Source organism: Gilliamella sp. B3801 (assembly GCF_026536645.1).
In the GTDB taxonomy this organism is placed as follows: Bacteria; Pseudomonadota; Gammaproteobacteria; order Enterobacterales; family Orbaceae; genus Gilliamella; species Gilliamella apicola_I.
In genome coordinates, this window is record NZ_JAFNNR010000003.1 from 85,078 (window position 1) to 109,474 (window position 24,397).

Here is a 24,397-nt window from a genome sequence, read left to right on the forward strand (position 1 = left end):
TTACATCTTAACAAGTTAAAACGCTTGTTAAGATGTTTAATTTTTTAACGTGTTTTGTTGTAAAAGTTTTAAGACTTTTGATTTTCAGCCGCATTGCCAGAATAAGGTAAAATGCTATCTTTTAATGTAAAAGAAAAATCTTTTGTGCTAATTTCTCCGATGATGTTGTCGCTATCATATAGCGCCATTAAAAAACCAGCCATTTGCTCTGCTGTGTGATATTGGCTGAAACTTTTATTATAGTCATATTCATTGACATTATTCGCTTTTTGACCGAATTCAGTTTGGGTTGCCGCAGGGGCTAAGACTTTAGCCGTTAATTTCGCTTTTGCTTGTCTTAATTCTTGCGCTAAACCTTCAGTAAAAGCATTAACATAGAATTTAGTCGCACAATAAGTGACAGCATTGGGTACAATTGTGTATCCACCTCGTGAAGAGATATTAATTATTTGTGTACCAGATTGATGGTGATATTTATGCACATACAGCGTTGATAGAATTGTTAAGGCTTCGATATTTAAATGTAGCATAGATTGTATTTTATCTAAATCTTGATCTTTAACACTTCCGTAATGCCCAAAACCTGCATTATTTATCCATGTTTCAATATAATAGCTATCTAATTGTTTGAAGAGTGAAAAAACATTATTGGCTTGCGACAAATCACAAATTTTAATGATGACTTCCAAATTTGGATTTAATTCGGCAATTTTTTGTTTCAATGTTTCTAGTTGTGATTCTCTTCTTGCTATCAATATAAGGTTTTTATTTCGTTTAGCAAATTCAATTGCAGTGGCATAACCAATGCCTGAACTTGCGCCGGTAATTGCAGTGTATTTTTTAACATGATTGTTCATTTTTTTTTCCTTTTAATTTCTTAATAAAGTAATTGTTATGTCGGTTTTTCCATAGACTATGGAGTAATTTTCTGTTTATTGGATTTCTATGCTTTAACTAATTGATTTTGAATAAAACACAGTTTATGTTGGTTAAGTTCACGCCAATCACCAACTTCAGGATATAAAGCTAGTTTTGATAGAACCAAATACCCTTTGCGCAAATTATTAAAATATAAAGGTGTTTACTTTTCACGTCATTATTTAGGATAACAAGCGATCTTCAATTTGTTTTATTATTCAGTTTTTAATCTATAACGTTATCTTCAATAGAAGTTTAATTGACAATACCTGTTTATCTCGTAGTAAATTTTATGTTTTCACACCCAAGATGATTTTGTTTTATTATCTTTATAAAATAAGGGATAATAAATATTATAAAAATTGATTTATTAACAACTGGGAGTTGATAATTTGGATCTATTAAAGTGTATGGAAGCATTTGTATTGACGGTGAAAACAGGATCGTTTGTGTCTACGTCAGTATCATTGAATACTTCACCGCAGATGGTGACTAAATACATTGCTTTTTTAGAAAAACACTTAGGATTAAAATTACTTAATCGAACAACACGCTCGCAACATCTTACTGTGTTTGGCAAACAGTATTATCAACGGTGTTTGTTAATTCTTGCAGAAATAAAAGAGACGAAGATATTAGCTCAACAATTTATTGAAGAGCCAAAAGGTCGATTAAGGATTAGTGCACCTGTCAGTTATGGACACTATAATTTAATTCCGGTCATTAGCCGTTTTATGAAACGCTATCCTAAATTAAACATTGATATTCAATTGAGTGATCGCTATGTTGATATAGTAAAAGAGGATTATGATATTGTGTTTCGTATCGGTCAATTAAATGATTCTGGTCTGATCGGACGCAAACTTAAACCTTTTCAACTTATATTTGCTGCTTCGCCGAGTTATTTGATGCAAAATGGTGTACCAGCTGTTCCTGACGATTTAAAAAATCATCAGTGTCTAATTTATCAATATGTGAATCGAAATAAAAATGATTATGTTTGGCCATTTACGATGAATGGCAAAGCCGTCAATCTTTCTATTTCTGGTTCATTACAATCAAATGATACTTCAGCATTAGCGATTGCCGCTATTGAAGGTTTGGGGATAACGATGTTACCCGAACCGATGCTGAATGAGGCGATAAAACAAGATAAATTATTACCGATATTACAAAATTATTTACCTCCCGCTCGGGAAGTCCATATGCTTTATACTGCTGACAGGCAACCGCTAGCTATAATGAAAATGTTTATTGAATTCGTGGTTGATACGATGTCATGAAAATCATCAAATGATGTTATGATCAGACTTGATTTAAGATAACTGCAATAAGGCAATAAAAAAAGGCGATAAAATCGCCTAAAGTCAAACAGTTATACTTAAAGATTATTGTATTGTTGCTAAGGTACTGACTTCATTACCAAGCATATTATTTAGATAGACTAAATCGTCTGCGGTTAATGTACCAACAGCATATTTAAGTTGTAGTAAATTTATTAGATAGTTATATTTAGCATCTGATAAATTTCGTTTAGAGCTATAAAGTTGAGTAGTCGCATTCAATACATCGACAATAGTTCGAGTCCCTACTTGATAACCTGAATTTGTCGCTTCTAATGAGCTTTCTGCTGAAACAACCGCTTGTTGATAAGCTTTAATCGCACTAATTGACGAAGAAATATTGTTATAAGAAGAACGGACTTGATTGATTACACTGCGATTAGTACTTTCAAGCTTTTCACTCGAACTAACGTAGTTGTGTTGAGCTTGCTCAACTTTAGATTGCGTAGCGCCACCTGAGAAGATAGGTAAATTTAAACTTAATCCAACATAGTTATTACCCGAATAAGATTTTCCTCTATGGCCCCCATTAGTTGCAAAATTATCCCCATATCTATCGGTTTTATTTAGATTTGTTGATGCATCTAAACTTGCTGTCGGTAGGTGTCCTGCTTGTGATAATTTGATTTGATCACGAGCTATTTCTTGGTTTAATTTCATTGTTAATAAATTAAGATTAGACACTTCAGATTGTTTTAACAACGAATTAATTGAAATTGGCGCTTCGGTTTTAAACATTTTGGTATTAATGGTTGCTAAATTTGAATAGAATCGACCACTGACCTGACGTAAGTTTTCGATAGCGTTATTCAAATCGTTCAATGCATTAACTTGTTGAGCAAGCGTAAGGTCATAATTTGCTTGCGCATTTTGCACATCGGTAATTGCTACCAAACCAACTTGATGTTGTTGTTTGGTTTGTTGTAATTGACGACCAATTGCTTTTTTCTGTGCATCGATAAAGTTTAATGCCTCAAGTGCTTTAAGTACATTAAAATACGCAACTGAGGTATTTAATATAAGCGTTTGTCCTTGATATTGATAAGCTATATCAGCAATACTAGCTTGCTTTTTAGTGATATCTAAAGCTTTCCAATTAGAATAATTAAAAATACTTTGTGATAAGCTTACTTGATAAAGGTTCCCACTTTTGGATTTTACACCACTGGTATCACGACGCCCATGAGTTACACCATAAGAAGCACTTAAACCAATTTGTGGTAATAAGCTTGCTCGTGATCCAGAAATTGCTGAATATGCCTTTTCTTTTTCAGCTAATGAACTGCTTAAATCAGGATTCGTTTCCTTAGCTTGTTCATAAACCTGAACCAAATTTTCGGCAAATACAGAGTGGCTTAGCGCTAAGCCGATTAGAAAGGTTAAAGTTTTTTTCATCAATTTTCTCTTTAAAACATTCAAATATAATAGTATTTTTAATTTGCATAATTTTAACAGATAAATAGGATATAGTAAGCATAGTTTGTTAACTATTCGCACTTTTTATTAAAATTAAGACTAAAATTGAGAGTTTCTATGAAAATTAATAATGATCCTGTTGTGTTTAACAAGAAAGATGTGTTTAATTTGACTAAACGCGTTTTGTATAAAGGCTTTTTTTCTTTAATTGAATACCGTTTTCAATACCGTAAATTTGACGGCACCAAAAGCGATGTCGTAACGCGAGAAATTCTGGAGCGGGGACATGCTGTCGTGTTATTAGCTTACGATGTTAAACTTGATAACGTAGTCATGATAGAACAGATTCGTATTGCTGCTATCGAAACTCAGGATAGTCCGTGGTTATTAGAACTTATTGCTGGCATGATGGATCATAAAAATGAATCTTATGAAGAGGTTGCAAGGCGAGAAGCGATGGAAGAGGCTGGTATAACAGTTGGACGTTGTAAGCCGATTGTAAGTTATTTGGCATCACCGGGCGGATTAACGGAAAAACTTCATATATTAGTTGGTGAAGTAGATTCCTCAACTGCTATGGGAATTCATGGATTGGCAGAAGAAAACGAAGATATCAAAGTGCATGTAATTAGCCGCAAGCAAGCTTATCAGTGGGTTCAAGAAGGTGTGATTAATAATGCGGCATCAATTATTGCGCTTCAATGGTTACAGCTCAACTATAAATCATTAAAAGATGAATGGATATAATCAATGGCAATGATCACATTTAAGTTTTTCTTTCATAAAAATGTGATCCATTTTACACTTTATAAATCTACTTGAATTTATAATAAAAAATATTTAGTCTAGCCAGCTTTGCTATCCTTATTTTGGGGATTTGATTATCTCTAATCGTGTATTTTGATAAAATGTTGAGGTCAATTTTGGGGTCATTTTTAACGCTTCCAATCATAAATAGAAATTACAGTAATATTTTACATATTACCGATACACATCTTTTTGCTAATGACCAGAGTAAATTATTAGGTATTGATTCAAATGCTAGTTTTCGAACAGTGATAAGAGAAATAGAAAATAGAAAAAGCCCGTTTGACTTAATAGTGGCAACAGGTGATTTTGTTCAAGATGGATCAAAACAAGCTTATCGTCTTTTTGCCGAGCAAATACAAAAATTTAATTTACCTTGTGTTTGGTTAGCAGGCAACCATGACAATTATCATGATATGCATGAAATTTTTGCTGACTATCAACTCGCTGAAAATAAAATTGTTCTTCTAGGGGATAAATGGCTTTTAGTGTTGCTTAATAGTCAGGTTGTGGATCAAGCTTATGGTTTTTTACCCCAGTCAGAACTTGAATTTTTGCAATGCACATTAACAAGTCATGATGATCGTTATGCTTTTGTGTTTTTGCATCATCATGCTATTGAGTCAGGTTGTCACTGGTTAGATCAACACATATTAAAAAACAAACATGAATTAGAAGAAATTATTAAACATCAACCCAATATAAAAGGCGTAGCTTGGGGACATATTCATCAAAGTCTGGAATATATTTGGCACGGCTGCAAAGCGTTTTCTACACCATCCACTTGCGTACAATTTATGCCAAAATCTTATGATTTTAAATTATCCTATGAAGCACCAGGATGGCGAGAAATCAAGCTTTCAATAGATGGAACAATTCAATCCAAGGTTCATCGTATTGCTAACAATTGTTTTCAACCAGATATGTCACAAAATGGCTATTGAATTAGATCCGATTATAACATTAGTTTTAAAAAATTAATTTTTTATAGCAACGGCGCAAAAAAATAAAAAAGTCGTTCAATAACACGTTGCCAAATTGGGCGTTTTTTCCATTCATCGATATTTACGATATCTGAGTTAGATAAGTATTTATGTAAAAGCTGAGATAATGATTTAGCAAATTCAGCATCATCAATAACTGTAGTGATTTCAAAATTGAGCCATAAACTACGCATGTCTAAATTTACGGTACCCACTAAACTAAGTTGATTATCAATTAACACACTTTTGGTATGTAATAAATTATCATTAAATTGATAAAGTTTGACACCACCTTCTAGTAATTCAGAGAAAAATGCTCGACTAGCCCATTTGACCATAAGTGAATCATTTTTTTTCGGAACGATAATAATCACTTCAACACCTCGCTGAGCAGCTGTCACAACAGCGTGTAATATATCATCGCTAGGCACTAAATAAGGGGTAGTAAAAATAATTTGTTCTTGCGCTGAGTATATTGCGGTTAACAGCACTTGATGAATCATATTTTCAGTATAACCCGGCCCTGAAGCAATTAATTGCATTATGTGTTTTTTCTCTTCGGGCGGTTCGGCAAACTCAGTAATTTGCGGTAATGCTAAGTATTTCCCCGTTTCAAGCTCCCAATCACTTGCATAAATTGCACCCATTAACGTTGTCACTGGCCCATTCATTCTTACCATGATATCTACCCATTCGCCAATGTGTTTATTTTGTTTAAAATAGCGAGGATCCACGATATTCATACTGCCAGTATAAGAAATATAATTATCAATAATGGCAACTTTGCGATGTTGACGTAGGTCAAGACGTCGGAACATAAAACGTAACAGATTTACTTTTAAGGCTTCGATAATAGTAATGCCTGCGTCACGCATTCTTTTACTTGCTTTGGTTCTGATAAAATGGCGACTACCTGCGGAATCAACCATTAAACGACAGGTTACGCCTCGTTTGGTTGCGGCAATCAATGCATTCTCAACATCATCCGCTCTACCGCCTTCGTTCCAGATATAAAAAACCATTTCAATATTGGATGTTGCATGATTGATATCATCGATTAAACGATCGAATATCTCATCTGTTTCGCTAAGTAACTCTATATGGTTACCATTAATACCATCTAGGCCGGTTTGGTGCTTACAAAGTTGAAAAATCGGTTTACTGACTTGACTAACATTACGGGTAAAAATATCAGGAAAATCTTCAAGTCGATTAATAAATTTAGCAATTGTAGGACGCATTTGTTGCGCACGTTTTACACGTTGTTGACCTAAATGGGCTTCCCCTATGGCAAAGTAGAGTATGATTCCAACAATTGGTAAAATATAGATTATTAACATCCATGCAATAACGTAGGTTGTCGGCCTGCGTTTGAAAACAATACGCAATGAGGTTGCTACAATAAGCAACCAATAAGTTAGAAAGATCAACGAACTAATTAGAGTATGGAATGAGTATAATTGCATATTGCTCAACTATTGTTAAGATTTAATTTGCTAATCGGGTCTTTGTCGCAATCGAAGTTTTGAAATATTTCTGGTAAAGGTTTTGGATTATTATGCTTATCGACAGACACATAGGTAAATACCGCATCAGTAATACAAAAACGCTGTGTTGTATCATCAGTATCAATTAATTTTTTGATCCAAACTTCAATAGCAATTGTCATTGAGGTTCTTCCTGTTTTTATACAACGAGCATAGCAGCAAACTACATCACCAACCATAGCGGGTTTATGAAAAGTAATGCTACTGGCATTAACAGTTACGACTCTGTTTTTAGCAATCTCTTTTGATAAAATACCACCTGCAAGATCCATTTGAGACATGATCCAACCACCAAATATGTGTCCATGTGGGTTGGTGTCTGAAGGCATAGCAAGTGTTCTTAGTACTAATTGTCCTTTAGGACTTTCAATATTTTGTCTCATATTTAAAGATGCTCCTGCATATGCTATTTACTTTCTAGATCTTTTTTATCAATATTTTTGAAAATATAAATTCCTGAAATCAAAGATAATAACAATGATAAAATGGGTAAAATAAAAACCTTAAATTTCCAAAAAAAGTTATCAGACATATAATAAGTTGCAATCAAACTGAACGTTCCACAAAGTATAAAAAAGACTATCCATATTAAATTCAGTTTATTCCAAATAATGTCATCTAATTGTAACTCTTTGCCTAACATTTTTTGAATTAAGTTTTTCTTAAATATAGATTGACTGATTAATAGAACAGATGCAAATAAAAAATTAATAATTGTTACTTTCCATTTTATGAATATCGCTTCTTTTGTGGCGAGCGTAATACCACCAAAAATCATCACCATCAAAAAGGAAATTAATTCTACTTTATCAATTTTTTTGTATAAAATCATTCCAATAACAAGTGATACACATGATGCAATCATTAATGCTTGAACACCAACAAAAATATCATACATTGTCAAAAAGACAAAAAAGACAACAAGTGGGACAAAGTTTAAAAGCTGTTTCATTATAATTACTAACCTAACAGAAGAATTACGATAATTTGAAAAGTAAAAAAAGCCTATAAAATAGGCTCATTTTTTGGTATGAAGTTCTGGGTGTTTTTTGCAATTACCGGAATCACAATGACCATAAAGATACAAACTATGGAAAGTTAATTTTACGCCATATTGTTCTGCAATTTCTTTTTGTCGGGTATTAATAATTTCATCACGAAATTCAAATACTTCACCACAATCTAAACAAATTAGATGATCATGATGTTGTTGTGTTGCAAGTTCAAATACGGCTTTACCACCCTCAAAATTGTGTCGGGTTACGATACCTGCGTCATCAAATTGGTTTAAAACTCGATAAACTGTTGCAAGTCCAATTTCTTCTCCCATATCAAGAAGTTTTTTATAGAGATCTTCTACAGTAATATGTTGGCATGAAGGATCACGTAGTAACTCTAAAATTTTTAAACGAGGTAATGTAACTTTTAAACCAGCACTTTTCAGCGCTGCATTATTATCTCTATCATGATTTGTCATATTACATCCCAATATAGTTGATATAAATTAATGATTATAAAATATGATGAACGAAAAATACATTAAATCATTAAAATAGATTAAATATTCATTTCTGTTTTTACTTGTTCAACCCAAGTAGAAATGCGTTCTTCTGTTAATTCTGGTTGACGATCTTCGTCAATTGCCAAACCAACAAAATGTGTATCATCAACTAAACCTTTAGATGCTTCAAAGTTATAACCTTCAGTTGGCCAATGCCCAACAATTTTGGCGCCTTTCGGTTCGATAATATCGCGTATTGTTCCCATTGCACTGCAGAAGAATTCTGAATAGTCTTCTTGATCTCCGCAGCCAAAAATAGCAACAGTTTTTCCGTTAAAATCGATTTGCTCTAAATTAGGAAAGAAGTCTTCCCAATCTGCTTGTGGATCACCATAATACCAAGTTGGAATACCGAAAATAAGGTAAGCATATTGTTCGATATGCTCTTTGGTGGCTTCTCGAATATCTAAAAGATCGGCTTTATCGTTACCCAAAATGAGTTGGATTTGTTTGGCAACATTTTCTGTATTGCCTGTATCACTTCCAAAAAAAATACCAACTTGTTTCATTTTTTTACCTTTACAATTATTACGATATTAATTTAGCTAATGAGTATATCATTGTCACTTATTATCAGCAATAATTCTCAATTACAATACCTATAAGATATTATTTACTACACAATTGATTAATCTTGGATTAGAATTGAGGCTATTTTTAATATTAACTTAAGTTGTGGAATTTGTTTATGAACTTGCATGAATATCAATCCAAATATCTTTTCAAGCAATACAACTTACCCGTACCAGAAGGGTTTGTATGTAACTCAATGGATGAAGTACAAGATACTTTAGCTGAATTAGCATCTAAGTCTGATTCAGGTGCTTGGGTTGCTAAATGTCAAGTTCATGCAGGGGGCAGAGGAAAGGCTGGTGGTGTAATTTGTACTAATGATCTTAATCAAATTAAACTTTTTGCTGAAAAATGGCTAGGTCAGCATCTTGTCACTTATCAAACCACATCAGAAGGTCAACTTGTTAATCAAATCTTAATTGAAAAAGCTTCCAATATACAGAAAGAACTTTATTTAGGGGCAGTAATAGATCGTAGTATTCAACGTGTGGTCATCATGGCTTCAACTGAAGGCGGCGTTGATATTGAAAGTGTCGCTGAAAAATCACCACATTTAATACATAAAATTGCACTTGATCCTTTAACCGGTCCTTGTGCTTTTCAAGGTAGAGAACTTGCCTTTAAATTAGGGTTAACGGGTAAACTTATTAACCAATTTGCCAAACTATTTGTTAATTTTGCGCAGTTTTTCTTAAAAAATGATGTGTCATTAGCAGAAGTCAATCCTTTGGTTATTACCGATGCCGATGAATTCGTTTGCTTAGATGCTAAAGCCGTTTTAGATGATAACGCAATGTTTAGACACCCTGACTTAACTATTTTAAGAGATACCACACAAGAAGATAAACGTGAATCTATTGCCGCCAAACAAGGGATTAGTTATGTTTCGTTAGATGGCAATATCGGTTGTATGGTTAATGGGGCAGGTTTGGCAATGGCAACCATGGATATGATCAAACTTTATGGTGGAAAACCGGCCAATTTTCTCGATGTAGGCGGCGGTACAACCAAAGAGCGAGTCGCTGAAGCGTTCAAATTGATTTTATCAGATAAAAATGTCAAAGCGATATTGGTCAATATTTTTGGTGGTATTGTTCGATGTGATCTAATTGCCGATGGTATTATCAGCGCTATTAAAGAAATTGGGCTAACTGTTCCTGTTGTTGTTCGTCTTGAAGGTAATAATGCTCTGCTTGCCAGAGAAATTTTAATTGAAAGCCAATTAAATGTTATTACAGCCGAAAGTTTGACTGATGCTGCACAAAAAATTGTTGCGGTCGCATAATAATAGGAAGAGTGGGGAACAATAATTATGTCAATTTTAATCAATAACGCAACGAAAGTCATTTGTCAGGGATTTACGGGTAGCCAAGGTACCTTTCATTCACAACAAGCGATTGAATATGGAACTCAATTGGTTGGTGGGGTTACACCCGGTAAAGGGGGAACAACTCATCTCGGATTGCCGGTTTTTAATACTGTCAAAGAAGCTGTTGAAGCGACGGGGGCAACGGCAAGTGTGATTTATGTTCCTGCGGCATTTGGTAAAGATTCGATACTCGAAGCAATTGAAGCAGGTATTAAATTAATTGTTTGTATCACTGAAGGTATTCCTACTTTGGATATGCTTATTGTCAAAGAAAAGCTAAAACAGAGTGATACAATTATGATTGGTCCTAATTGTCCGGGTATTATTGTGCCTGATGAATGTAAAATTGGCATTATGCCTGCGCATATTCATCTAGCTGGTGATATCGGTATTGTGTCTCGATCAGGGACTTTGACTTATGAAGCAGTCAAACAAACTACTGATATTGGACTAGGTCAATCTGTTTGTATTGGTATTGGTGGTGATCCCATTCCAGGCAGTGATTTTATTTCTATTTTAGCATTACTTGAGCAAGATCCGAAGACTAAAGCAATTGTGATGATTGGCGAAATTGGTGGTAGTGCGGAAGAAGAAGCTGCTGAATACATTAAAAAACATGTTAGCAAACCAGTTATAGCCTATATTGCCGGTATGTCGGCACCAGCCGGCAAACGCATGGGGCATGCAGGAGCAATTATCTCGGGTAATAAAGGCACTGCTGAAGAAAAGGTAAAAGCATTAACTGCTGCTGGTGTAGTTGTAGTTAGTAGTCTTGCTGAAATTGGTAATGCGGTAAAAAAAGCAGTTTAAACAGTGTTTTTTTTGACATTAATCAATTTTTATTCTTTAAATAATGATGTACAATATTGCGATATATCTTTATACACTTTGTGGGCATATTAAAGGAACAGGGAGCAATTATGTTAGATATAGTAGAACTATCGCGTCTCCAGTTTGCACTCACGGCAATGTATCATTTTATTTTTGTACCATTAACGCTAGGTTTAGCGTTTATGCTAGCAATTATGGAAACGGTATATGTTGTTAGTGGTAAGCAAGTCTGGAAAGATATGACTAAATTCTGGGGAAAACTGTTTGCTATTAACTTCGCTGTTGGTGTAGCAACAGGTTTAACAATGGAATTTCAGTTTGGTACTAACTGGTCTTATTATTCGCATTACGTCGGCGATATTTTTGGGGCACCATTGGCAATAGAAGGGTTAATGGCCTTTTTTCTAGAATCAACAATGGTAGGGTTATTCTTTTTTGGTTGGGATAGATTAAGTCGCGGTAAACATCTTCTTGTGACATGGTGCGTTGCATTCGGGTCGAATTTTTCTGCACTATGGATTCTCGTTGCTAACGGTTGGATGCAGTTCCCAATCGGTTCAGATTTCAATCCAATCAACTCTCGCATGGAAATGGCGAGTTTTTATGATCTGATCACCAACTCTGTTGCACAATACAAATTTGTGCACACTGTCGCAGCGGGTTATCTAACAGGTGCGATTTTTGTCTTAAGTATCAGTTCTTATTACTTACTTAAAAAACGTGATAGCGAATTTGCTAAACGCTCTTTTGCCGTAGCAGCTATGTTTGGTTTCATTGTATCTATTGTTGTCGCGATTATGGGGGATGAAGCCGGTCACGAAATGACAACCGTTCAGCCAGCTAAACTTGCTGCTATCGAAGCCGAATGGGAAACTCAATCCGCCCCTGCATCATTTAATGTTATTGCTTTTCCTTCTCAAAAAGATAAAGAAAATTTATTTGCGATTGAAATACCTTATGCAATGGGCATTATGACAACACGTTCATTGGATAAGCAAGTAACAGGGTTAAAAGACATTTTAGCCACTAACGAAATGCGAATTCGTAACGGTATTTTAGCTTATACAAATCTTGAAAAAATCCAACAAGGAAATCAAGATCCCGAGGTGCTTAAATTGTTTGAAAATAACAAAGCTGATTTAGGTTATGGTTATTTAGTCAAACGTTTTACTGATCGAGATAATTTAACGATTCCGGAAGCGACGGAAGCGCACATTAAAGCTGCCACAGAAGATTCTATTCCTACTGTTTGGCCACTATTCTGGTCATTTAGAATCATGGTTGGTCTTGGTGTATTAATGATCTTAGGAACTGGTCTTGCATTATGGACTACTTATAAAAATAAAATTGGTGAAAAACGTTGGCTTCACCGTTTATTATTAGTGTTCTTACCTTTTCCATGGATAGCATGTGAATGTGGTTGGTTTGTTGCTGAATACGGTCGACAACCATGGGCAATTCAAGATATTTTACCAACAGGTGTGGCTAATTCGTCGTTAACTCCAGGTGAAGTATTATTTACTATGATACTAATTTGTGGACTTTATACTCTGTTCTTAGTTGCTGAAATGTTCTTAATGTTTAAATTTGCACGTCTTGGACCAAGTTCTTTGGGGACAGGCAAATATCATTACGAAAAAACGCAACCAACTACAGAATAGGACAAAGGGAGTAAACACAATGATTGATTACGAAATTCTACGAGCTATTTGGTGGTTGCTAATTAGTGTTATCTTGATTGGTTTTGTTATCACTGATGGTTTTGATATGGGGGTTGGTATTTTACTCCCTTTCATAGGTAAAACAGATACTGAACGCCGAATTATGATAAATGCTATTGCGCCTCATTGGGATGGTAATCAGGTTTGGCTAATTACGGCTGGAGCTGGGATTTTTGCTGCATGGCCATTTGCTTATGCTGTGTCGTTTTCGGGCTTTTACATCGCAATGATTTTGGTTCTATGTGCATTATTTTTTAGACCAATAGGCTTTGATTATCGCAGTAAACTTGAAAATTCAAAATGGCGTGGTTTATGGGATATTGCAATCTTTATTGGTAGCTTTGTTCCTGCTCTTGTTTTTGGGGTGGCTTTTGGTAATTTATTAGAAGGCGTTCCATTTAGATTTGATAATTCTTATCGTGTCTTCTATGATGGAAACTTCTTTGGTTTGCTTAATCCGTTTGCTTTATTAACCGGTGTGGTGAGTTTGATGTTGTTTGTTGCTCATGGCGGCACTTGGTTGCAAATGAAGACCTCTGGTGAATTATATTTAAGAGCCCGAAAAGCAACTCAAATATCTTGCTTAATTTTAGTCATTACATTTATTTTAGCGGGTATTTGGGTCATGTTTGGTATGCATGGTTATGAAGTGGTCAGCACGATAGATCATAGTGTCACGTCACAGCCATTAAATAAAGTGGTATCCACCGAATCAACATGGCTTAGAAATTATATGAATTATCCAATTTTATGGATTGTTCCTGTACTCGGTGTTGTTTTACCTTTACTCAACATTGTTTGTTCTGGGTTAAATAAAAATGCTTTATCATTTATTTTATCAACGTTAACTATTGCGTGTGTGTTATTAACTTATGGCATAGCAACGTTCCCATTCATTATACCATCAAGCATTATGCCTAATGCGAGTTTAACAATGTGGGATTCAACATCAAGCCAGTTAACACTTAATATTATGTTCTTTGTAGTAGTGATATTTTTACCCATTATCCTTTTCTATACTACTTGGTCATATATTAAAATGTTCGGACGACTTGATAAAAATCATATCGAAAATAACAAACATTCACTTTATTAAGGTATAATTATGTATTACTTTTTATGGTTTATCGGTCTTATTGCAGCTTGTATGCTTGCCGTTGTTACAGGACTTTGGGTTGAACAAACAAACAGCGAAAAAGAACCCAAAAATAACAATTAATAAGCATCTCTATATTTTTAAAGGTGACAATCGTCACCTTTTTCATTCATCGATAATTTAAATCATTAATATGTTACAAATGATAATTGTTTTCATTTGAGTAATTCTATATCATAGTGCAGCATATTTAAGATTTAGATATAATAAAACATATTGCTTTTAAAATATGTAAATACAAATATGAAAGAATTTAATTGGAGTGCCAGAGTTTATTATGAAGATACTGATGCTGGTGGTGTCGTATATCATGCCAGGTATCTTGCTTTTTATGAGCGAGCGAGAACAGAATTGCTAAGACAACTTGGAATCAGTCAACATAAGCTATTACAAGAAAGTATTGCTTTTGTTGTTAAAAAGATAGATATTAGCTATCACTTCCCCGCTCGTTTGGATGACCTGTTAACTATTAATAGTAAAGTTGATCAAATTCGCAAGGCATCTATAATTTTTAAGCAAACTATTATTAATGAGAACAATCAAGTGATTAGCAGTGCTGATGTTATTATTGCTTGTGTTGATATCACTAAAATGAAGCCATGTGGGCTTCCAAAGTCACTAGTTTTGGAGTTTATATAAGTGGAAAATCTGAATATTGTTAATCTGTTCTTACAAGCAGGTCTTTTAGTGCAATGTGTTATGTTGTTATTATTGATGTTTTCAATTATGTCATGGGCGATTATTTTTCAGAGAACTAAGGTTTTAAGGCAAGCCAAAAAGCAAATTGAACAATTTGATAATCGTTTTTGGGCAGCTGACGAGTTGAATGTTTTATTTGAGAAAGCAAAATCCAACAAAGATGAAATTACAGGTACAGAACATATTTTTTATTCAGGTTTTAAAGAATTTACCCGTTTATATCAAATCAATCCAAATATGCCAGAGGCAGCTTTAGACGGTGCATCTCGTTCTATGCGCCTTGCTATGAATCGAGAACTTGATAATCTTGAACAGCATATTCCTTTCTTAGGTACGGTAGGTTCTATTAGTCCTTATATTGGGTTATTTGGGACCGTTTGGGGAATCATGCATGCTTTCATTTCTCTTGGCGCAGCTAAACAAGCGACATTAAAACTTGTTGCGCCAGGTATAGCTGAAGCTTTAATTGCAACAGCAATTGGTTTATTTGCTGCAATTCCAGCGGTTATGGCATTTAATCGTTTATCGTTGAAAGTCAGCCGTATTGAGCAAAGTTATCTCAACTTTATTGATGAATTTTCAGCTATTTTACAGCGTCAAGCTGTGGCTGTCAGGAAATAAACTATGCGTAGAAGTTCACGTTTTTCAACTAAATCAGAGATTAACATTGTACCATTGCTTGATGTACTGTTAGTATTGGTACTTATTTTTATGGCAACAGCCCCCATTATTAGCCAAAGCGTTGAAGTCGATCTGCCTGAATCAACCGAATCTAAGACGGTTTCAGCTTCTGAAAATAAAACCATAATATTAGAAGTGGCAGATGTCGGGGTTTATACACTCAGAATCGATGGTGTGCCACAAGAAAGCTTACAGCAAGAACAGATCATTGCTGAAGTTAAGCAGTTATTAGCATTGAATGAAAAGGCGGTTTTTTTAGTCGGTGGAGCTAAAAATGTACCTTATGAAGAAATTATAAAAGCTTTAAACTTATTACAATCTGCAGGTGTTAAATCTGTTGGTTTAATGACACAACCAATGTAAACTAGAATAAAACACATTAAAATGTCAGCAATGTCTAAAAAATCAAATTCAAAATTCAGTTTAGCCATAATTTTATCAATCCTGTTTCATGTGCTATTGATAATTTTTTTATGTTATAAAGCTATACAAGATGATAGTGATAATTACGGTACGGTCAATGGTCAATCGATTGATGCAATTATGGTTGATCCATCTATTATATCTGAACAATATAAAAGGCAATCACAAAGTCAAAAAAATCAACAGCAATTAAGGCAACAGGTTGATGAGCAAATTACAAAACAGAATCAGTTGTTGCAGCAAAAGCAACTGGAACAGCAACAGTATTTAAAGGATTTAGAAAAAGAGCGTTTAAAACTTGCTGAAAAACTTAAACAAGAACAGCTTGAAGCTGAGAAAAAAGCAGCACAAGAAAAGCTAGAGGCTGAAAAGCGAGCCGCTGAGGAAAAAGCAGCACGAGAAAAGCAAGAAGCTGAAAAGCGAGCCGCCGAAGAAAAAGCAGCACGAGAAAAGCAAGAAGCTGAAAAGCGAGCAGCTGAAGAAAAAGCAGCACGAGAAAAGTTAGAAGCAGAAAAAAGAGCTGCTGCAGAAAAAGCAGCACGAGAAAAGCAAGAAGCAGAAAAAAAAGCTGCTGAAGAAAAAGCGGCACGCGAAAAAAAAGAAGCTGCTAAACGAGCTGCGCAACAAAAGGCAGCAAATGATAAAGCTGTTAATGATCTATTAGGTGAACTTACGACAGGTGGATCAAGCGCACCAGCAACAAGAAAGGGTGTTTCTAACGGCGAATTAGATAAATATAAATTTTTAGTTAAAACCGCTATAAGTAATAAATTTATTAATCCAAATCGACTTTATGTAGGACAGCGTTGCCAATTACAAATTCAAATCGCACCGGATGGTCTATTGTTGGACCATAAAGTGTTGAGCGGCGATGATGCATTATGCCGTGAAGCCGTTGCTGCTACATTGTTAGCCGTAATTCCGGAACCTTCTCAAATACTTTATCCTGAAGTTAAAAAGATGATAATCAACTTTGAACCATAGTAAATATGGATTTTCAATTGATTTTACAATGTGATGTGAATCTCGATTATCCATTCATTCAATAAATTGACAACATCTTTGTATAAAAGATGTTGAAAACCAATTTATCATCCCAATATATAACCTATTCATTCCAAATTAAGATATTTATGTAAGAGAAGGAGCAGAATATGACAACAATTGTCAGTGTCCGTCGAGAAGGGCAAGTTGTAATCGGTGGAGACGGTCAAGTCACACTAGGCGAACGTATTATTATGAAAGGAAATGCACGTAAAGTTCGTCGTCTTTATAATAACAAAGTGATTGCAGGTTTTGCTGGTGGTACTGCTGATGCTTTTACACTTTTTGAATTATTTGAGCGTAAATTAGAAATGCATCAAGGTCATTTGACGAAGGCCGCTGTTGAACTAGCTAAAGATTGGCGAACAGACAGAATGTTACGCAAATTAGAAGCTTTACTTGCTGTTGCTGATGAAAGTGCTTCACTAATTATTACTGGTACAGGGGATGTAATTCAACCAGAAGATGATTTAATTGCAATTGGTTCTGGTGGACCTTATGCTCAAGCTGCGGCAAGAGCTTTGCTGGATAATACTTCTTTATCTGCACATGATATTGTACAAAAATCATTATCGATTGCCGGCGATATTTGTGTGTATACCAATAATTTCCAAACGATTGAAGAACTTAATTATTAATTTAACTGATTTAAGAGAATTATATTATGTCTGAAATGACTCCTCGCGAAATTGTAAGCGAACTAAACCAACATATTATTGGACAAGATAAAGCTAAACGTTCCGTTGCAATAGCGTTACGTAATCGTTGGCGTCGTATGCAACTAGATGAAGCACTCCGTCACGAAGTCACCCCAAAAAATATATTAATGATTGGTCCAACTGGTGTTGGTAAAACAGAAATTGCAAGGCGCTTAGCGAAATTAGCTCATGCACCTTTTATCAAAGTTGAAGCGACGAAATTTACTGAAGTAGGTTACGTTGGTAAGGAAGTCGATTCCATTATTCGTGATTTGACGGATTCAGCGGTAAAAATGATTCGACAAGAAGCGATGGAAAGAAATCGTAATCGTGCTGAAGAACTAGCTGAAGAACGGATTTTAGATGTACTTGTCCCACCGGCTAAAGATGGCTGGGGACAAGTTGAAAACAATAATGATTCTACAGCAAGACAAGCATTTCGAAAAAAATTACGTGAAGGTACGCTTGACGAGAAAGAGATAGAGATTGAAGTTGCTGGCGTTAATATTGGTGTCGAAATTATGGCTCCTCCGGGTATGGAAGAGATGACTAATCAATTACAATCAATGTTTCAAAATCTAGGTGGACAAAAAACCAAACCACGTAAGATGAAAATTAAAGATGCATTTAAACAGTTGATTGAAGAAGAAGCTGCTAAATTGGTTAACCCTGACGATCTTAAACATGAAGCTATCGAAGCGGTGGAACAAAATGGGATCGTATTTATTGATGAAATTGATAAAGTCTGTAAACGAGGTAATTCGTCAGGTCCTGATGTTTCACGTGAAGGTGTACAGCGTGATCTATTACCACTTGTTGAAGGATGTACTGTTTCTACTAAACATGGTGCAGTAAAAACCGACCATATTTTATTTATTGCTTCGGGGGCTTTCCAAACAGCTAATCCATCTGATTTAATCCCTGAACTTCAAGGGCGTTTACCTATAAGGGTTGAATTACAGGCGTTAACAACTGAAGATTTTGAGCGAATTTTAACTGAGCCAAATGCCTCGCTTACAGTACAATACAAAGCATTAATGGCAACAGAAGGTGTCAATATCGAATTTACGCCTGATGGTATCCGTAAAATAGCTGAATCTGCTTGGCAGGTGAATGAACAAAATGAAAATATAGGCGCTCGTCGTTTGCATACTGTGTTAGAACGATTAATGGAAGAAGTTTCGTTTGATGCAAGTGAGTTAGGTGGTCAAACTATTACTATTGATGCTAAATATGTAGGCGATCACTTAGATAAACTGGTTGCTGATGAAGATTTAAGTAAATTTATTCTATAAATAAATGTTCTTTATCGAATAAAAAAAGGTGAGTTAATCTCACCTTTTTTATTAACATCATTGATCGTCACAACAATCAATTTAACGTGCAGATCAAGCACTATTTTTTAAATAACTGACCTAAGATATCGGCCGCTTTTTGCTTCGATTTTGATTTAGAATCATCTTTTGAATTTCGATTTTCGAGTTTTTCTCGAAGTTTATCTAATCCTTGTTGTAGTTTATCATTAAGAACATCTTTAAAGACTTGGCTAATATCAATTTGATAATGAAGTTTTGTAAATTCACCATAAATTCGTAGTGGAATCGTTAATTGTTGTAATTTGGCAATGGTTTCACTTTTTCCATTCCAACCACCTAGCATTTTGACATTTAAATTGATATCGAGGTCTTTTTGAACTAGTCCTACTCTTCCCGAACCATTTATAATATCTAATGTTTCTGAATTAGCGGTTAATGTCGTGACATCCAAATTACCATTATTTATATTACCATTAGCAGAAATTTGATGAAACTCGGTGAATTTTTGTTGATTTTCGGTTGTCAGCACATCTTTACTATACTTCGCTGCCGCATTTTGAATGATATTTTGAATATTAATATTATCCAATCTAGCATTAGCTATGTTGATAGCAACGTTTCCTCGTAAACTGGATAACAAGTTAGCCGTGGAAATGGTGCTTACTTCTAATTCTCCGTTTGCATTAAATACGCCTACTAAATCATTTGGTGTATTGATTTGATTAAAGAATTCATTTAAATCGATATTACTGATTTTACTGCTCAGTTTAATTAATGCATTCTTTTGTTTGCCGCTGGCATAACCATTTGCCGTAATATGCCCTTTGGCAAAATCAAAATTCAGGTTATTAAACGTTGCAATACCATCATTATTACTGATATCAGCATGAACATTATCAAGTGTTATTTGATTAGCAATGATTTGCCTAATATTTAACTTAGCTTTCGCATTGAAACTATTTAGGAAATCAAGTTCATTATTAGTTTTTTGAACTGTCGATACAACAGGTGTCGTTTGCTGTGATGGGCTACTTTCATTATCGCTAGGCTTCTCTTTGGCTGTAATAAACGGATCTAAATTTAATTTATCAGCATTGAGATCTAACGCTAAATAAGGCTTATTAGCTAAATTGAGACTAACGTTGCCTGTAAATGTATTACCATTAACTGATAATAGAAGATCTTGCGTGTTCACGCTTTGCGGATTTTTTTGATAATGTAAAATAGTTTTCAAATTACCTTTTATTTCGCCACTAGGGATGCCGATACCTGTTAACGTATAATCAAAATTTTTCAGATCGATTATCGCCTGTTCAGGGTATTGACTTAAATCAATATTGGCATTTGCAACATAAAATAAATCCTGTTGATTTTTATCAACATTTCCTTTGAAATCAACATTGAGATTTTTATCCGCTTTTTGTTCAACCGTTAAGTTAATGTTCCTAAAATTGATTAGCGTATCTTTTTGTTGTAGTACTAAAGTGCTATCTGCAACTTCAAATTTGTTCAATGTGAATTGCCAACTTGATTTGCTTTGCTCTTCATTCTTTTGCTTATCTTCATCAGGTTTATGAGGTATATTGTTGGCGTTTTTTTTATGTGCCATTTCACCTTTGCTATCATCGGTAATATTGATGACAGCCGACTTAACAAAAACATTTTTTACTACCAACTTTTTCGAAAAAAGTGGTAGCAGTTCAACATCTAGTCGCGTATTGTCTGCGGTCAAAATAGGTTTTTGTCCACCGGTATCATTCAGTTTTACCGAATCGGTTAATATACTGACTTGTGGCCAAATATGCCAACGTAAATCACCCTCAATAGTTAATTCATAACCTGTTTTATCTCTTACTTTATCAGAAATAAATCCTCGGAAATTATTAGGATCGACAAAAACAATCAGTGAAATGATCCCAATAGCTATAATCAGAATTAAAATAAAAAGAGTAACCAATATTTTTTTTATCATATTAGTGTTCCTATAGTAAGGTTATATGCTGATTTAGTCTTTATCAATACGACTGGCTACAGCGCCATGTTGGTCTTTATATTTTGCATCTTGTCGACGATTGTAAGGTCTCGCCGCTCGCCCTGTTAAAGTCTCAAAACTTAGGGCTCCGATAGTCATCCCAGGTCTAAGTGCTAATGGGATTTTTCCAGAATTGAAAAACTCTAAGACAATTTGTCCTTGCCAACCTGGATCAATACGGTGTGCAGTTACATGCACCATAAGACCAAGTCTGGCTAATGAAGAACGTCCATCAAGCCAGCCAACTAAATCATCAGGAATCGTCACAGATTCAAGTGTAACGGCTAATGCAAGTTCTCCTGGATGAAGGTAAAAAACATGACCTTCAGATAGTACTATTTCATCACTCATTACACGTTCTAATACTGCGGAAACTTCTTCTTTGGGTCCACTTAAATCGATATAGGGAGTTGTATGTTCTCGGAAAGTCCGAAATTGATTACCTAACCTGACATCAACTGTTGCGCCATTTATTGAACTTGGTGCTGGTTGAGGTGTTATTTTTAATTTACCGTTTTGTAAATATGCTTCAATATCTCGATCGCATAATCTCATGAGTTATCCTTAATTGAGCCTCTATCCTGCTATTTTAACAGTTTCTTGTTATGCCGTCGATGTTCGTAAATTAAGGTTTAATTACCCATGCCCGACCATAATGATTGTAGTATCCAGCAAGTTTACCTGCGTCATTTCCAACGCCAAGATAAAGGTCAAAATGATGGCCTTTTATGGCGCCTCCAACATCGAGCGCAACCATTAGACGAGTTTCTCGTCTACCACTATATTGACCATCCTCATCGAGTAATGGTAAATCCATTAACACCACCGAACCAAGAGGGACAAGTAACTTATCTGATGCTACCGATGCATTAGCAACCAAAGGTACAGTTGCTGCTCCTTTGACATCAGCATTGTATTGGGGCTTAAAAAAGACAAAGGAACGGTTTTCGGTTAGCAAGGCTTTGAGCTGTTTTTCAGTTTTAGTTGTTGCCCAATCTCTAATGGCTTGTAACGATATCTTTTCTTTTTCAATTTCACCTTGTTCAATTAAAATTCTTCCAATGCTGGAATAGCCATGTCCATTTTTACCGCCATAGCTGAAAAAGACCAAAGGTTCACCGTCTTCAAAATCGATATAGGCACTACCTTGTACTTCCATAATGAAGTTTTCAATTAATGAATTACTATAAGCAATTTCAAGTCCTTTGCCAGCTAAAGCGCCTTTATAAATCTGTTGTCGACTTGGTAATTGACCTTTGTAGTTAACCGGCATTTTATAAATAGGATATTTAAATTCTTTAGTAGGTTTATGTCTGGCTTTAATAATTGGGGTATAATAACCAGTTAAGTGCACGTTTCCAAATCCATCTTGACCTGCCATTTCATAACTATTTAATCCTACTTTGTGAAATTCATTAGAAGCAAGCAAGCCATTAATCCAATCATCAACAGCTTTATAAATATGTTCATTTTGTTTGTATAATGCGGGCGATGCGGTTTTTATTTGTTCCACCTGCATAATGTAGTCTGTTATGTTTACAGGGGTATCTAAATTTGGATAGCTGATATTAAGTGATAAGGGTAATCGCCCGTCCGAGTATTGTTGACCCTGTTTAATGGGGTTATCTTGACAGCTGGTTAACAGCGAAAGTGTAAAAAAGGCAATAAAAACAATGAAAAGATAATGATTGAGTTTTTTTTTCATCTAATTAGTTATTATCAATAATAAACAGTATTGAATATGCTACACAATTATATTATAAGAAACTACTCATAATTATTAACGGACAATAAAAAGTTTTCATAAAAAATCAGCTTGCGATTTAGCAATATTGAATTTATAGTCCTATATTCCTTAAAAAATCGAAAATTACGGAATAAAAGGTAATAATAGTGATGAGCAATACATCCTCAAACAATGACCTAAAACGAAACCTTTCTAATCGGCATATTCAGTTAATTGCAATCAGTGGTGCAATTGGTACAGGCTTATTTATGGGATCAGGAAAAACAATTAGCCTTGCTGGACCGTCGATCATCTTTGTTTACATGATTATTGGTTTTATCTTATTTTTTGTTATGCGAGCAATGGGTGAAATCTTGCTTTCCAACTTGAAATATAAATCGTTTAGTGATTTTGCCAATGATCTACTCGGCCCTTGGGCAGGGTTTTTTACTGGTTGGACTTATTGGTTTTGTTGGGTGGTAACAGGTATTGCTGATGTGGTTGCTATTGCCGGTTATGCACAGCATTGGTTTCCTGATTTGCAATCTTGGATCCCGATGTTATTAACCGTCGTTTTACTGTTAACACTTAATTTATTAACAGTAAAAATGTTTGGCGAAACCGAATTTTGGTTTTCAATGATTAAAATTATTGCGATTTTAGCTTTGATTGGTATTGGATTAGGATTAATTTTCACAGCATACCACTCAGATCAAACGAATACCACAGCTGCATTTTCGAATCTTTGGGATTATGGCGGATTTTTTCCTCATGGTTTTATGGGATTCTTTGCCGGTTTTCAGATAGCTATTTTTGCTTTTGTGGGAATTGAACTGGTTGGTACTACCGCCGCTGAAACAGTCGATCCGAATAAAAATTTACCTCGAGCCATTAATTCTGTGCCTGCACGTATTATCTTCTTTTACGTGTTTGCATTAATTATCATTATGAGTGTGACACCATGGTCATTTATTTCACCAAATAAGAGTCCATTTGTTGAGTTATTCACCCTAATTGGTTTACCAGCGGCAGCAAGCATTATTAATTTTGTGGTATTAACATCGGCTGCTTCGTCGGCTAATAGCGGTATCTATTCTACCAGCCGAATGTTATTTGGTTTGGCTAAAAAACAAGATGCACCAGAGCCTTTTGGTAAATTATCACGTCGTTCAGTTCCTGCCAATGGTTTGCTCTTTTCATGTACTTGTTTATTCGGTGGTGTAGTTCTGATTTATTTAGTTCCTAATGTGATGGAAGCTTTCACCATAGTAACGACGATTTCCGCCATATTATTTATGTTTATTTGGTCGATGATTTTGATATCGTATATGGCTTATCGACGTAAAAAAGTGAATTTGCACGAACAATCTCAATTTAAGATGCCAGGTGGTAATTTGATGTGCTTGGTTAGCTTGATGTTTTTTATATTTGTTATTGTCTTACTTACTTTTGAAAAAGATACTCGTCAAGCATTGATTGCAACACCAATTTGGTTTGTAATTTTAGGGATAAGCTATTTTATACGTTCGCTAAAACGTCAATAATTATTACTA

At 34.8% G+C, this 24,397-nt stretch carries 25 protein-coding genes; 15 read left to right on the top strand and 10 right to left on the bottom strand.

Annotated features, from left to right (window positions below):
* Window positions 1-68 precede the first annotated feature (68 nt).
* Window positions 69-857 (bottom strand): SDR family NAD(P)-dependent oxidoreductase, encoded by a 789-nt coding sequence (locus J3U14_RS03165; RefSeq protein ID WP_267349737.1) that lies wholly within the window; start codon window positions 855-857, stop codon window positions 69-71.
* Between the two features lie 471 nt (window positions 858-1,328).
* On the opposite strand from J3U14_RS03165, the gene J3U14_RS03170 reads away from it, so the two are divergent.
* Window positions 1,329-2,201 carry a LysR family transcriptional regulator gene (locus J3U14_RS03170; protein WP_267349735.1) on the top strand — a complete coding sequence of 291 codons (873 nt, stop codon included), beginning with the start codon at window positions 1,329-1,331 and terminating at the stop codon, window positions 2,199-2,201.
* A gap of 105 nt (window positions 2,202-2,306) precedes the next feature.
* Here J3U14_RS03170 and tolC read toward each other — a convergent pair whose 3' ends face one another.
* Complete coding sequence (tolC, locus tag J3U14_RS03175) at window positions 2,307-3,656, bottom strand: outer membrane channel protein TolC (RefSeq protein ID WP_267349733.1); 1,350 nt, start codon at window positions 3,654-3,656, stop codon at window positions 2,307-2,309.
* Window positions 3,657-3,794: 138 nt separating this feature from the next.
* On the opposite strand from tolC, the gene nudF reads away from it, so the two are divergent.
* Window positions 3,795-4,424 (top strand): ADP-ribose diphosphatase, encoded by a 630-nt coding sequence (gene nudF / locus J3U14_RS03180; protein ID WP_267349732.1) that lies wholly within the window; start codon window positions 3,795-3,797, stop codon window positions 4,422-4,424.
* Window positions 4,425-4,600: 176 nt separating this feature from the next.
* Window positions 4,601-5,428, top strand: coding sequence for a 3',5'-cyclic-AMP phosphodiesterase (gene cpdA / locus J3U14_RS03185; protein ID WP_267349731.1), 828 nt, complete (start codon window positions 4,601-4,603; stop codon window positions 5,426-5,428).
* 41 nt (window positions 5,429-5,469) lie between these two features.
* Here cpdA and cls read toward each other — a convergent pair whose 3' ends face one another.
* The 5 genes from cls to fldA all read right to left on the bottom strand — a co-directional run bounded on the left by cls (window position 5,470) and on the right by fldA (window position 9,084).
* Window positions 5,470-6,933 carry a cardiolipin synthase gene (gene cls / locus J3U14_RS03190; protein ID WP_065558777.1) on the bottom strand — a complete coding sequence of 488 codons (1,464 nt, stop codon included), beginning with the start codon at window positions 6,931-6,933 and terminating at the stop codon, window positions 5,470-5,472.
* Window positions 6,934-6,938: 5 nt separating this feature from the next.
* Window positions 6,939-7,397: an acyl-CoA thioester hydrolase YciA gene (yciA, locus tag J3U14_RS03195; RefSeq protein WP_267349730.1), complete on the bottom strand. Its 459-nt coding sequence runs from the start codon at window positions 7,395-7,397 to the stop codon at window positions 6,939-6,941.
* Between the two features lie 23 nt (window positions 7,398-7,420).
* Complete coding sequence (locus tag J3U14_RS03200; RefSeq protein WP_267349729.1) at window positions 7,421-7,966, bottom strand: septation protein A; 546 nt, start codon at window positions 7,964-7,966, stop codon at window positions 7,421-7,423.
* A 66-nt stretch (window positions 7,967-8,032) separates the two neighbouring features.
* The gene (fur, locus tag J3U14_RS03205) at window positions 8,033-8,491 is read right to left on the bottom strand and encodes a ferric iron uptake transcriptional regulator (RefSeq protein ID WP_065558774.1); all 459 of its coding nucleotides are present in this window, start codon (window positions 8,489-8,491) and stop codon (window positions 8,033-8,035) included.
* An 80-nt stretch (window positions 8,492-8,571) separates the two neighbouring features.
* Window positions 8,572-9,084 carry a flavodoxin FldA gene (gene fldA / locus J3U14_RS03210; RefSeq protein WP_267349728.1) on the bottom strand — a complete coding sequence of 171 codons (513 nt, stop codon included), beginning with the start codon at window positions 9,082-9,084 and terminating at the stop codon, window positions 8,572-8,574.
* A gap of 179 nt (window positions 9,085-9,263) precedes the next feature.
* Between fldA and sucC the strand changes: the two genes are divergently transcribed.
* The 11 genes from sucC (at window position 9,264) to hslU (ending at window position 19,065) form a co-directional block, all read left to right on the top strand.
* The gene (gene sucC / locus J3U14_RS03215) at window positions 9,264-10,433 is read left to right on the top strand and encodes an ADP-forming succinate--CoA ligase subunit beta (protein ID WP_267349727.1); all 1,170 of its coding nucleotides are present in this window, start codon (window positions 9,264-9,266) and stop codon (window positions 10,431-10,433) included.
* Between the two features lie 27 nt (window positions 10,434-10,460).
* Window positions 10,461-11,327 (top strand): succinate--CoA ligase subunit alpha, encoded by an 867-nt coding sequence (sucD, locus tag J3U14_RS03220; protein WP_267349726.1) that lies wholly within the window; start codon window positions 10,461-10,463, stop codon window positions 11,325-11,327.
* A gap of 110 nt (window positions 11,328-11,437) precedes the next feature.
* Complete coding sequence (locus J3U14_RS03225) at window positions 11,438-13,009, top strand: cytochrome ubiquinol oxidase subunit I (RefSeq protein ID WP_267349725.1); 1,572 nt, start codon at window positions 11,438-11,440, stop codon at window positions 13,007-13,009.
* A 19-nt stretch (window positions 13,010-13,028) separates the two neighbouring features.
* A complete protein-coding gene (gene cydB, locus J3U14_RS03230; protein ID WP_267349724.1) occupies window positions 13,029-14,165 on the top strand; it encodes a cytochrome d ubiquinol oxidase subunit II in 1,137 nt (378 codons plus the stop codon).
* 9 nt (window positions 14,166-14,174) lie between these two features.
* A complete protein-coding gene (gene cydX / locus J3U14_RS03235; protein WP_065558768.1) occupies window positions 14,175-14,288 on the top strand; it encodes a cytochrome bd-I oxidase subunit CydX in 114 nt (37 codons plus the stop codon).
* A 180-nt stretch (window positions 14,289-14,468) separates the two neighbouring features.
* Window positions 14,469-14,864 carry a tol-pal system-associated acyl-CoA thioesterase gene (ybgC, locus tag J3U14_RS03240; RefSeq protein ID WP_267349723.1) on the top strand — a complete coding sequence of 132 codons (396 nt, stop codon included), beginning with the start codon at window positions 14,469-14,471 and terminating at the stop codon, window positions 14,862-14,864.
* A 9-nt stretch (window positions 14,865-14,873) separates the two neighbouring features.
* Window positions 14,874-15,545 carry a protein TolQ gene (gene tolQ / locus J3U14_RS03245; protein ID WP_218837365.1) on the top strand — a complete coding sequence of 224 codons (672 nt, stop codon included), beginning with the start codon at window positions 14,874-14,876 and terminating at the stop codon, window positions 15,543-15,545.
* 3 nt (window positions 15,546-15,548) lie between these two features.
* The gene (gene tolR / locus J3U14_RS03250; RefSeq protein WP_267349722.1) at window positions 15,549-15,968 is read left to right on the top strand and encodes a colicin uptake protein TolR; all 420 of its coding nucleotides are present in this window, start codon (window positions 15,549-15,551) and stop codon (window positions 15,966-15,968) included.
* A gap of 30 nt (window positions 15,969-15,998) precedes the next feature.
* Window positions 15,999-17,012 carry a cell envelope integrity protein TolA gene (tolA, locus tag J3U14_RS03255; protein WP_267349721.1) on the top strand — a complete coding sequence of 338 codons (1,014 nt, stop codon included), beginning with the start codon at window positions 15,999-16,001 and terminating at the stop codon, window positions 17,010-17,012.
* Window positions 17,013-17,182: 170 nt separating this feature from the next.
* Window positions 17,183-17,710: an ATP-dependent protease subunit HslV gene (gene hslV / locus J3U14_RS03260; RefSeq protein WP_025316169.1), complete on the top strand. Its 528-nt coding sequence runs from the start codon at window positions 17,183-17,185 to the stop codon at window positions 17,708-17,710.
* 26 nt (window positions 17,711-17,736) lie between these two features.
* Window positions 17,737-19,065 carry an HslU--HslV peptidase ATPase subunit gene (hslU, locus tag J3U14_RS03265; protein ID WP_267349720.1) on the top strand — a complete coding sequence of 443 codons (1,329 nt, stop codon included), beginning with the start codon at window positions 17,737-17,739 and terminating at the stop codon, window positions 19,063-19,065.
* A 100-nt stretch (window positions 19,066-19,165) separates the two neighbouring features.
* On the opposite strand, the gene asmA is transcribed toward hslU, so the two are convergent.
* The 3 genes from asmA to mltA form a co-directional block, all read right to left on the bottom strand.
* Entirely contained in the window at window positions 19,166-21,058 is a 1,893-nt protein-coding gene (gene asmA / locus J3U14_RS03270) for an outer membrane assembly protein AsmA (RefSeq protein WP_267349719.1), read from the bottom strand.
* 33 nt (window positions 21,059-21,091) lie between these two features.
* On the bottom strand, window positions 21,092-21,673 hold the full coding sequence (gene dcd / locus J3U14_RS03275; protein WP_065558762.1) for a dCTP deaminase: 582 nt from the start codon (window positions 21,671-21,673) through the stop codon (window positions 21,092-21,094).
* A gap of 70 nt (window positions 21,674-21,743) precedes the next feature.
* Window positions 21,744-22,823, bottom strand: coding sequence for a murein transglycosylase A (gene mltA / locus J3U14_RS03280; RefSeq protein WP_267349718.1), 1,080 nt, complete (start codon window positions 22,821-22,823; stop codon window positions 21,744-21,746).
* Between the two features lie 191 nt (window positions 22,824-23,014).
* Here mltA and cycA point away from each other — a divergent pair, with 191 nt between their 5' ends.
* Window positions 23,015-24,388, top strand: a complete 1,374-nt coding sequence (cycA, locus tag J3U14_RS03285; RefSeq protein ID WP_267349717.1) for a D-serine/D-alanine/glycine transporter — start codon at window positions 23,015-23,017, stop codon at window positions 24,386-24,388.
* The last annotated feature ends 9 nt before the right edge of the window (window positions 24,389-24,397 follow it).